This window comes from Burkholderia sp. BCC1977, assembly GCF_905339595.1.
Classification (GTDB): Bacteria; Pseudomonadota; Gammaproteobacteria; order Burkholderiales; family Burkholderiaceae; genus Burkholderia.
In genome coordinates this window covers 26508-36427 of record NZ_CAJPGQ010000061.1, presented here as the reverse complement: position 1 = coordinate 36427, position 9920 = coordinate 26508, and the positions used below count along the sequence as shown (strand labels likewise).

Here is a 9920-nt window from a genome sequence, read left to right as displayed (position 1 = left end):
AATCACGCAGGACACGTCCACGCTCGAGAACCCGGCGATCCTCGAGCAGCTCGCCGAAGTGCGCTGATCGTGCCTGTCGTGCGCATGGCGCGCACGAGCCCCTGCGCGGCAATCCCGATTGCCCGCGCAGGGGCTTTTTGCTAAATAACGGCATGACCGTTTCGTCCCGTCCGGCGCCGGCCGCGCCGCCGCCCGTTCCCGAGCCGCTCGCGCGTGCCCATGCGCGCTATTGGCGCTTCAACGTCGCGCTGATCCTGGTGCTGATGGCGATCGGCTTCACGGTGTCGTTCGTCGTGCCGTTCTTCGCGCCCGCGCTCGCGGGCATCCGCATCGCCGGTTTCAGCCTGCCGTTCTATGTCGGCGCGCAGGGCGCGATTCTCGTGTATCTCGTGCTGATCGTCGTCTACATCGGCCTGATGCAGCGCGCGGACCGCATGCTGCGGCGCGCGTACGACGACCATGCCGCGCACGCGGCCGATGCGCACCATGCCCGCTGAACCATGCTGACGCATCGACTGATTCGCGCGTACGCGCTTTACACGCTCGGCTTTCTCGGGTTCGTGCTGCTGCTGTGGCGGATCGAGCGCGCGACCGGCTCCGGCGTGTGGATCGGCTACGTGTTCCTGTTCGTGCCGATTGCCGTGTATGCGGTGATCGGGCTGCTGTCGCGCACGTCCGATCTGGTCGAATACTACGTGGCCGGGCGGCGCGTGCCGTCCGCGTTCAACGGGATGGCGACGGCGGCCGACTGGCTGTCGGCGGCGTCGTTCATCGGTCTTGCCGGCTCGCTCTACGCGACCGGCTACGATGCGCTCGCGTACGTGATGGGGTGGACCGGCGGGTTCTGCCTCGTTGCGTTCCTGCTTGCGCCTTACGTGCGCAAGCTCGCGCGCTACACGATTCCCGATTTTCTCGGCACGCGCTTTTCGAGCACCGCCGTGCGCGCGCTCGCGGCGGGCGCGGCGATCCTGTGCTCGTTCGTCTATCTGGTTGCGCAGATCCAGGGGATCGGGCTGATCGCGACGCGCTTCATCGGCGTCGACTTCGCGATCGGGATCTTCTGCGGGCTTGCGGGCATTCTCGTGTGCTCGTTTCTTGGCGGAATGCGCGCGGTCACGTGGACGCAGGTCGCGCAGTACATCATCCTGATCAGCGCGATCCTGATCCCCGTATCGCTGATCGCGATGAAGAACGGGCTCGGGCCGGTGCCGCAATTCAACTACGGCAAGCTGATGGAGCGCGTGGCGGCGCGCGAGGCGCAGCTGCGCGACGCGGACGAGGAGCAGCAGGTGCGTGATGCGTACCGCCGGCAGGCCGCTGTCGTACAGGCGCAGCTCGATCGCTTGCCCGCATCGTATGCGGACGCACGCCGGCAGCTCGTCGACCAGCTTGCGGACCTGCGGCGTCACAACGGGCCGCTGCGCGAGATCAACCAGCGCGAGCGCGAGCTGGCCGACTTCCCGCGCGATCCGACGGCGGCGCGCGTGACCTGGACCCAGGCGCGCGACGACTTGCTGGCACGCGCCGAGCCGCCCGTGCCGATGCACGAGCCGTTTCCCGCGGCGAACGACGACGACCGCAAGCCGCGCGAGCGGAATTTCCTCGCGCTGCTGCTGTGCCTGTCGCTCGGCACCGCGAGCCTCCCGCACATCCTCACGCGCTACAACACGACGACGTCGGTCGCATCCGCGCGGCGCTCGGTCGGCTGGACGCTGTTCTTCATCGCGCTGTTCTACCTGAGCGTGCCGGTGCTCGCGGTGATGATCAAGTACGAGATTCTCACCAATCTCGTCGGGCGGCCGATCGCCGAGTTGCCCGCGTGGGTCACGCAATGGCATCACTTCGAACCGGACCTGATCAGCGTGGTCGAGGTGGTGCGCGACGGCATCGTGCACTGGTCCGAGATCCAGATGCAGCCGGACATGGTCGTGCTGGCCGCGCCGGAAATCGCGGGGCTGCCTTATGTCGTGTCGGGGCTGATCGCGGCCGGTGCGCTGGCCGCGGCGCTGTCGACCGCGGACGGGTTGCTGCTGACGATCGCGAATGCGTTGTCGCACGACGTCTATTACTGCATGGTCGCGCCGGATGCGTCGAGCCAGCGGCGGGTGACGATCTCGAAGGTCTTGCTGCTTGGTGTCGCGCTGTTCGCGTCGTATGTCGCGTCGCTCAATACGGGGAAGATTCTGTTTCTCGTCGGTGCGGCGTTTTCGCTGGCGGCGTCCAGCTTCTTTCCGGTGCTGGTGCTCGGGGTGTTCTGGAAACGCACGACGACACGCGGTGCGATCGCCGGGATGGTGACGGGGCTCGCGGTGTGCGTGTACTACATCGTGTCGACTTATCCGTATTTCACGCAACTTACTGGGTTTGCGGGGCGGATGTGGTTCGGGATCGAGCCGATCAGTTCAGGTGTGTTCGGTGTGCCGGCGGGGTTTGCCGTGGCGATCGTGGTGAGTCTGGTTGATCGGCAGCCGGATGAGTATACGCGGGCGTTGGTGGATTACATTCGGCATCCGTGAGGGGGAGGCGCCGGATGGTGTAGCGGCGGGGAAAAGAAAAGCCCCTTGATTTCTCAGGGAAATCAAGGGGCTTCATGTGTCCTGGCGGAGAGAGGGGGATTCGAACCCCCGATAGGCGATTAACCTATACACGCTTTCCAGGCGTGCGACTTAAACCACTCATCCATCTCTCCGGAAGAGCGAGAGTATAGCAAACTCTGGCGGCAGGCCGCCACTCCCTTCGGCGATCCGCCGAAATCGGCCGGGAAGCCGCCTCCCGCGGCTCGCGTGGCGGCCGTGCGTCGTCTCGAATGCGGCCGCGAAGAAGAGCCGTGCCCCAGTCACCCCCGTGCCCGGAGCCGCGGCGACGCGAGTCTGCTATCTTCCCGGGCATCTCACTGCTTTCCGCCTCGCCATGAACGACCGCATCGTCGCCGCATTCGATTTCGACGGCACCATCACGACCACCGACAGCTTTCGTCATTTCGTCCGCTACGCGGTCGGCACGCCGCGTTTCGCGTGGGCCGGGCTGCGCGCGCTGCCGTGGATCGTCGCGATGAAAGCGGGCTTGTTGTCGCGCGGCGATGCGAAGGCGAAGTTCGCGTGGTTTGCGTTCGGACCGATCCGCGACGACGCGCTCGACGCGCTCGCGCGCCGCTTCGTCGACGGCTATCTGCCGGACCTCGTGCGTCCGGACATGCTGGAACGGGTGCGCGAGCATCAGGCGCGCGGGCATGAGGTCGTGCTGGTCAGCGCGTCGCCGTCGCTGTATCTGGAGAAGTGGGCGAAGACGGTCGGCATCGGCACGGTGCTCGCGACTCGCCTCGCGTTCGAGCGCGGCACGTTCACCGGGCGGCTGAACGGCGAGAACTGCTGGGGCCCGCAGAAGGTCGTGCGCTTGCGCGGCTGGTGGGGGAATCAGCCGCCCGCGAAACTGTTCGCCTACGGCGACAGCCGCGGCGACAAGGAAATGGCCGAACGCGCGAACTGGGCATGGATCCGTGGGCACGGACCGATGCCGCCGATCGGCGACTGACGAACCGACGGGACCGGCGCGCCGCGCCGCCCACCGTTACGCGTCGGCCCGTTGCGCGCCGCGCGTACCGCGAGTCGGTCGATATGCGCCCCAGCGATTCGCCCGAGCGAACGTGCCGACATCGTTGAACCGCACGCCGACTTCGCGCAGTGCCGCATGCGCGGTGCGCGCGGTCAGCTGCCGGATGTAGAACGGATCGCGCACCACGAAGTGATGGATCGCGTGGGTGCTGCCGAAGTTGAAGCAGAACAGCTGGAACGGCAGCATCCACCACGGGTTGAGCACCTGGGTCTGCTGGATCACGTTGCGCGAATCGATGTCGCCGAAGTAATGCATGTTCGAGCTGACGAAGTTGATGCAGAAGCTGCGCACGAAGTTCGGCCCGAGCCATACGACCGCGAGGAAATCGACGACGCTCATCACGCGCTCGACGACGGCCGGCACGATCACCGCATGGCCGAGCGCGTGCAGCGCGAACAGGCCGGCGTGATAGACGATGAACGCGTGCCACAGCGCGTAGTACGCGTGACCGATCGGCATGTAGGACGACACCTGCTCGACGCGCAATTGCGCACGTTCGGCCGCATCCTGCACCGGCTGCGCGGCCACGTATTGCTTGACCTTGCGGCGCATCGCATCCGGCCGCAGCACGACGGCGAGCATCCCGTCCGCGATCATCAGCAGCCGCTTCACGCCCCAGCGTTCGCCGTTGGTGATGCCGAATTCCTCGAGATCCGATTCGCCGCCCGATACCTTGTGGTGATGCAGGTGCATGCGCCGGCGCGTCCACGGGTTGATCGTGCCCGGCCGCGTGAGCCAGCACAGCGCCATCATCAGGTGATAGGCCCACGGCGTCTTCTTGAAGTACATCAGGTGGATCAGGTCGTGCTCGAGTTCGTGGATCAGCGACGTGACGAACGCGGCGAGCGGCAGCGCGACGTACCACGCGATTCCGCCGATTGCATACAGCCACGCGATCGCGAGCATCGCGCCCACCGAGAAGGCCATCACGGTCGCGCCGACGAGGTTCTGGTTGTCGAGCAGCGGAAAGCGCGCGCGGATCGCGTCGCTCGCGGCGTTGACCTCGCGACGGACATACGCGACCTTGTCGGCGTCGTGGCGAAAGACGGTTCGTGCAGATTGGCTCATCGACCGGAATCCGTGCGGAAAGAGTGGGGCGCAATGCCGATGTGACAAGCATAGGCGCGCCCCGCATCGCCCGCGAGGGCCGTCGGTGCCAATGGTGGTGTCATTTCGGGCCACTGTGGACCGCGTACCGGCCTGCGATGCGGCGGTGCGCGGCTAGAGTGCCGCGGTGGTGTCATTGCGGGCCAGCGACGCTACAATCCGCCGAAACCGCTCCGGAGTCCGCCGCATGGCCCTGTCCGTCCCGGATGCCGCGCGCCAGCTGAACAAGGCGACGGTATCGTCCGCGTATGCGCTGTTCATGCTGATGCTCGCCGAGGAGCGCGGCATCGAGGGCGGCCGCATTCTCGCCGGCTCGGGCGTCGAGCGCGAGCGGCTCGCGCAGCCCGATGCGCGCATCACGCCGCTGCAGCAGGCGGCGATCGTGTTCAACCTGCTCGACGCGACGGACGATCCGTCGATTGCGATCGAGATCGGCCTGCGCAGCAGTCTCACGAAATCCGGGCTGATCGGCTTTGGGCTGATGAGTTGCGCGACGCTCGGCGAAGCGATCGCGCTCGGTATCCGCTACCTGCCGACGCGGGTGCCGTTCTTTTCGGTGCGGCTCGCGCAGCTCGACGGGATCGTCGACATCGACGTGCTCGAGGCGTTTCCGCTCGGCCGGCTGCGCCAGTTCGCGGTGGAAAACTTCCTGGTCGAGACGGCGATCCTGTTCAACTCGCTGCTCGATCCTGCACCGGGGCGCACGCTGCAATCGCGCGCGGAGCTGCATTTCGAATGGCCCGAGCCGCCGTGGTTCGAGCGCTATCGCGCGCGGCTGCCGCGCTGTCATTTCGACGCGAGCGCGAACCGCATCCGCTGCGACGCCGCGCTGCTCGACGAGCCGATCGGCACCGCGAACGCGCAGACCGCGCAGATGATCGTCCAGCAATGCGAGGCCGAGCTCGCGCGGCTCGGCTATGCGGAAAGCATCGTCGAGCGCGTGCGCCACTTGTTGATCTGCGGTGACGCCGGTTATCCGTCGGTGGACGACGTCGCACGCGAGCTGCACGTGTCGGCGCGCACGCTGAAACGCAAGCTCGCGGAATTCGGCGCGACCTATTCGGCGCTGCTCGACGAAATCCGGCTGCGCGATGCGCTCCGGTTGCTCGAGGGCACGCGTCTGCCGGTCGACGAGATCGCGGCGCGGGTCGGCTATACCGACCGCGCCAATTTCACGCGGGCGTTCAAGCGCTGGACCGGCGTCGCGCCGAGCGAGCGGCGCTGATCGCGCGCCGGGCGGCGCGGGCCGGTGCCGGTCGTGCGCCCGGCGTCGATCGAGGGGGCAAGCGGCCGATCAGACGATCGCAACCCAGTTCGCGCCGCGGCCGCCCGGCACGCGCGCGTGCAAGGCCAGCGTGCCGTCGTCCGGCGCGATCGCGTACACCGACACGTATTCCGACTGTTCGCCGCATGCGACGAGCCAGCGTCCCGACGGATCGATGGCGAAGCCGCGCGGCTGCGTTTCGGTGGCCGTCGCGTGCGCGGGTTCGAAGGTGTCGCCCGCCTCGCGGCGATAGCAGAGCAACTGGCTCGACGTGCGTTCGCTGACATACGCGAAGCGCTCGTCGGGCGTCAGGTGGAGATCGGCGGCCCACACGGCGGGCCCGGTCGGCGCGGGCGGGCGCGCATGGCCTGGCGCGAGGTCGGCGACGGCCGGGTGGCGTGCGCTGACCCGTGCATCGCCGAGGCGGCCGGTGTCGGCGTCGCGTGAGAAGGTCGCGAGCGTGGCCTGGAATTCGCTGACGGCGACCAGCGTATGGCCGTCGCGCGCGAAGCGCAGGTGGCGCGGCCCGGAGCCGCCCGGCACGCGCGTTTCGCCGTGTTCGCGCACACGCAGGCCGCCGGCATCCTCGACCAGCGCGAACGTGAAGATGCGGTCCGAGCCGAGCGAGCTCACGTACGCAAACCGGTTGTCCGGCGACACGACGACCGCATGCGCGTTCGCGATGCCGTCCGCGACCTGCAGCGGCGCGCCGTCGCCGTCGCGCACGCGCGCGGCGTCGTAGAGGCTCAGCGAATGGCCGCCGTACGACGCGCCGAGCAGCCAGCGGCCGCTGCGGTCGAGCGACAGGTAGGCGAGGCTCGCGTCGATCGCGGTCGCGCCGATGCGCGCGAACGCGCCGGTGCCCGTCGCGACGCGAAACGCGACGATCGTCGGCTGCTCGCCGCGCGTCGCGACGTACAGCCGCGCGCGATCGGGCTGCACGGCGATGGGCATCGCGACGTCGCCGACCGGGTAGCGGGCGAGCGGCGCGAGCGTGCCGTCGGGCGTGAGCGAGAACGTGGCGAGGTCGCCGTCGACGGCATTCGAGACGACGACGGTCAGGCGGTCAGTGTTCGGCATGGCGGAGCATTGCGGTGTTCGTGAAGGACTCGTCGGCCGGCAGGCCGCGCGGCGGATCGCTGCGCCGGTGCGTGCGGGCGAACAGCGCGGCGACCGCGGCGACGAGGGAGGCGATCGCGAGCGCATATAGGCCGCCCGTGATCGAACCCGTATGTTGCTTCAGATAGCCGAAGGCCGTCGGCGCGACGAAGCCGCCGAGGTTGCCGATCGAGTTGATCAGCGCGATCACGGCCGCGGCCACGCGCGTGTCGAGGTAGCCCTGCGGGATCGGCCAGAACAGCGACGACGCGGCCTTGAAGCCGAGCGCGGCAAAGCAGATCGACGCGAACGACCAGACGGGATCGTGCGACGTCGACGCGAACAGCCCGCACGCGGCGAGCACGAGCGCGAACGACAGCCAGCGCTGCGGATGCTTCCACTTGGCGGACAGCACGGCGAAACCGTACATCGCGCCGATCGCGATCATCCACGGAATCGTGTTGTAGAGGCCGACCTGGAAGTCGGTGAGGCCGCCCATCTTGCGGATGATGGTCGGCAGCCAGAAGGTGGCCGCGTAGATCGTCAGCTGGATCGCGAAATACAGGAAGCAGAACAGCATGATCTGCGGGTCGCGCAGCAGCGCGGTGGCCGATACGTGCACCTTCGAGCGCACGTCGCGGGTCGCACGTTCTTCGTCGAGCGCGTTCTGGAGCGCCGCGCGTTCGTCGGCGGTGAGCCACGTCGCGTCGCGGATGTGCGACTTCAGCAGCAGCCAGCTCGCGCCGCACAGCGCGACCGAGAACATCCCTTCGATCAGGAACATCCACTGCCAGCCCTGCAGGCCGAAGCCGTGGATCGACAGCAGCGCGCCGGTGACGGGCCCGGACAGCACCGACGCGAACGCGGACCCGCCGAGGAAGATCGCCATCGCCTTGCCGCGTTCCTGCGGCGGCAGCCATTGCGACAGGTACAGCACGACGCCGGGGAAGAAGCCGGCCTCGGCCGCGCCGAGCAGGAAGCGCAGCGCATAGAACGACGTGTCGTTCCACACGAACGCCATCGCGGCCGCGACGACGCCCCAGGTCGCCATGATCCGCGCGAGCCAGATGCGCGCGCCGTAGCGCTGCATCAGCAGGTTCGACGGCACTTCGAACAGCGCGTAGCCGACGAAGAACAGGCCGGCGCCGAGCCCGTACGCGGCCGCGCCGATACCGATCGACGCTTCGAGGTGGCGGTCGACGAAGCCGACGTTTACGCGGTCGATGTAGTTCGCGATGAACATGATCAGCACGAGCGGCAGCACGTGCCATTTCACTTTCGAGACGGCGGACGCGAGCGGGTCGCGGCCGGGCAGGGCGGGTGAGGTCAAGGGGAGTCTCCGGTCGGGCGGCGAACGGGGCGGCGGCCCGCGTCGGCGTCGGGTGGTGATCTATGTAGTATGTCGTCGTATGACATGGTACGCCTGCGATCCCGGCGTGGCGTCGCGGGTTTACCCGGGATAAACCCAAATATTGGGGGATATCAGAAGGCTGGCATGAGGCTCGATCACATCTGATGACGTATGACATGAGTTGACAGCCTGCCGGCCGGCAACCGGCTGTCGACGCGCTGCTCTGCACCGCGACGGGCGTCGCTCCGGGAGGCGCCGCCCGCTATGCCATCGACAGGACGCTGTTCAGCAGCATCTTCACGAGCACGGCCTGCCGCGTCGCGCCTGTCTTCGCGAAGATCCCGCGCAGGTGCGCACGGGCGGTGTTCTTCGTGATGCCGGCGGCGGCGGCCGCTTCGTCGAGCGTCAGGCCGTCGACGAGCAGCAGCGCGATCTCGGTTTCCATCGGCGTGAGGCGAAACAGCCGGTGCAGCATGTCGCGCGAGGTCTGCGGCGACGATGCCGGATCGCGAACGAACACCGCGACGGCCGGCCGATGCTGGCGGTCCTCCGCGCCGCGATAGGGCGCGAGCGGGCGCAGCAGCACGTTCAACGGCATCGCGCCGCCGGGGCGCGACAGCGTGGTGGCCTCGATGCGCCCGAGCGCGCCCGCACGGAAATGCTCGAGCGCGGCCTGCAGCGCCTTCTGCAGCCGGCGCTCGTCGAGCGGGCACGACGCATGGAGCCGCGCCTGGCGCAGGCACAGGCCGTCCTGCTGCTCGATCAGCCGCTCGGCGATGCGGTTGTGCTTGATCACGCGGCCGTCCTCGTCGAGGATCGCGGTGCCGACGTCGAGCCGGTCGACGGTGCCCGCGTACAGCGCGCGCTCGGCATCGAGCACGTCGAGCGCCGCGTGCAGTTCGACCGCGCGCTGCAGGTGCGGCAGCAGCGTTGCGACCTGCGCGCGTTCGGCCGCGTCGAAATCGCGGCCGTGATGCGCGCGGCTCACGAAGAACGCGCACTCGACGCCGCGCTCGCCGCGCAGGTTCGCGCCGAGGATGAAGCGCAGGTCGAGCGGCTCCAGGTACTGCCGGTAGAAGTCGTGTGCGCACCACCGGGTGGCGCCGAACAGTCCGTCGGCCGTGAACACCTGGCCGGGCGGCTGGTCGAGAAACGGGCACAGCGCGTAGAACTGCTCGCTGTACGACGGCTCGCCGGGCAGCAGCGGGCCGTGGGTCGATGCGTTGATGATGAGCCCGCGCCGCGAGCCGCCGGGGTTGCGCAGCACGAGCGTCGTGAAGCTCGCGTCGAGCCGCACGCGGATCGCTTCGAGAAAGCCCGCCCACGGCGTCGCTTCGGACGGCCCCTGATAGACGAGCCCGAGCCACGCGCTGAGTTCGCGGGCGGTCCATGCCGCGTCGTCGAAGCCGTCGTGCGCGGCCGTGTCGTCGGGCGCCAGCGCGATCCGCATGCTCGTGTTCTCCTGGGTCGGGGTGAATGCTCCCGATC

General features: G+C 68.3%; 8 protein-coding genes and 1 tRNA gene. 4 read left to right on the top strand and 5 right to left on the bottom strand.

All coding sequences use genetic code 11. The annotated features are described in order from the left end of the window. Window positions 1-152: 152 nt before the first annotated feature. Window positions 153-497 (top strand): DUF4212 domain-containing protein, encoded by a 345-nt coding sequence (locus U5771_RS32220; RefSeq protein WP_322027679.1) that lies wholly within the window; start codon window positions 153-155, stop codon window positions 495-497. A gap of 3 nt (window positions 498-500) precedes the next feature. Next, window positions 501-2516 (top strand): sodium:solute symporter family protein, encoded by a 2016-nt coding sequence (locus U5771_RS32215; RefSeq protein WP_322027678.1) that lies wholly within the window; start codon window positions 501-503, stop codon window positions 2514-2516. 82 nt (window positions 2517-2598) lie between these two features. Here U5771_RS32215 and U5771_RS32210 read toward each other — a convergent pair. Further along, window positions 2599-2689 (bottom strand) — tRNA-Ser (locus U5771_RS32210). A gap of 221 nt (window positions 2690-2910) precedes the next feature. Between U5771_RS32210 and U5771_RS32205 the strand changes: the two genes are divergently transcribed. Beyond that, on the top strand, window positions 2911-3531 hold the full coding sequence (locus U5771_RS32205) for an HAD family hydrolase (RefSeq protein WP_322027677.1): 621 nt from the start codon (window positions 2911-2913) through the stop codon (window positions 3529-3531). 36 nt (window positions 3532-3567) lie between these two features. Here the strand turns inward: U5771_RS32205 and U5771_RS32200 are convergent, their stop codons facing one another. Then, on the bottom strand, window positions 3568-4680 hold the full coding sequence (locus U5771_RS32200; RefSeq protein WP_322027676.1) for a fatty acid desaturase: 1113 nt from the start codon (window positions 4678-4680) through the stop codon (window positions 3568-3570). A gap of 226 nt (window positions 4681-4906) precedes the next feature. On the opposite strand from U5771_RS32200, the gene U5771_RS32195 reads away from it, so the two are divergent. Then, on the top strand, window positions 4907-5944 hold the full coding sequence (locus tag U5771_RS32195; RefSeq protein WP_322027675.1) for an AraC family transcriptional regulator: 1038 nt from the start codon (window positions 4907-4909) through the stop codon (window positions 5942-5944). A gap of 69 nt (window positions 5945-6013) precedes the next feature. Here U5771_RS32195 and U5771_RS32190 read toward each other — a convergent pair whose 3' ends face one another. From U5771_RS32190 to U5771_RS32180, 3 genes are all read right to left on the bottom strand, one after another. Next, window positions 6014-7063, bottom strand: a complete 1050-nt coding sequence (locus U5771_RS32190; protein WP_322027674.1) for a lactonase family protein — start codon at window positions 7061-7063, stop codon at window positions 6014-6016. Next, window positions 7050-8411 carry an MFS transporter gene (locus U5771_RS32185; RefSeq protein ID WP_322027673.1) on the bottom strand — a complete coding sequence of 454 codons (1362 nt, stop codon included), beginning with the start codon at window positions 8409-8411 and terminating at the stop codon, window positions 7050-7052. Before U5771_RS32185 ends, U5771_RS32190 begins: the two co-directional genes overlap by 14 nt. Window positions 8412-8694: 283 nt before the next feature. After that, a complete protein-coding gene (locus U5771_RS32180; protein WP_322027672.1) occupies window positions 8695-9882 on the bottom strand; it encodes a helix-turn-helix transcriptional regulator in 1188 nt (395 codons plus the stop codon). Window positions 9883-9920: the final 38 nt, after the last annotated feature.

What these genes read in the sequence shown, in the direction of transcription:
- U5771_RS32190 (WP_322027674.1), bottom strand. Translation starts at nt 7,063, where the DNA reads ATGCCGAACACTGACCGCCTGACCGTCGTCGTCTCGAATGCCGTCGAC.
- U5771_RS32205 (WP_322027677.1), top strand. Translation starts at nt 2,911, where the DNA reads ATGAACGACCGCATCGTCGCCGCATTCGATTTCGACGGCACCATCACG.
- U5771_RS32180 (WP_322027672.1), bottom strand. Translation starts at nt 9,882, where the DNA reads ATGCGGATCGCGCTGGCGCCCGACGACACGGCCGCGCACGACGGCTTC.
- U5771_RS32215 (WP_322027678.1), top strand. Translation starts at nt 501, where the DNA reads ATGCTGACGCATCGACTGATTCGCGCGTACGCGCTTTACACGCTCGGC.
- U5771_RS32200 (WP_322027676.1), bottom strand. Translation starts at nt 4,680, where the DNA reads ATGAGCCAATCTGCACGAACCGTCTTTCGCCACGACGCCGACAAGGTC.
- U5771_RS32220 (WP_322027679.1), top strand. Translation starts at nt 153, where the DNA reads ATGACCGTTTCGTCCCGTCCGGCGCCGGCCGCGCCGCCGCCCGTTCCC.
- U5771_RS32195 (WP_322027675.1), top strand. Translation starts at nt 4,907, where the DNA reads ATGGCCCTGTCCGTCCCGGATGCCGCGCGCCAGCTGAACAAGGCGACG.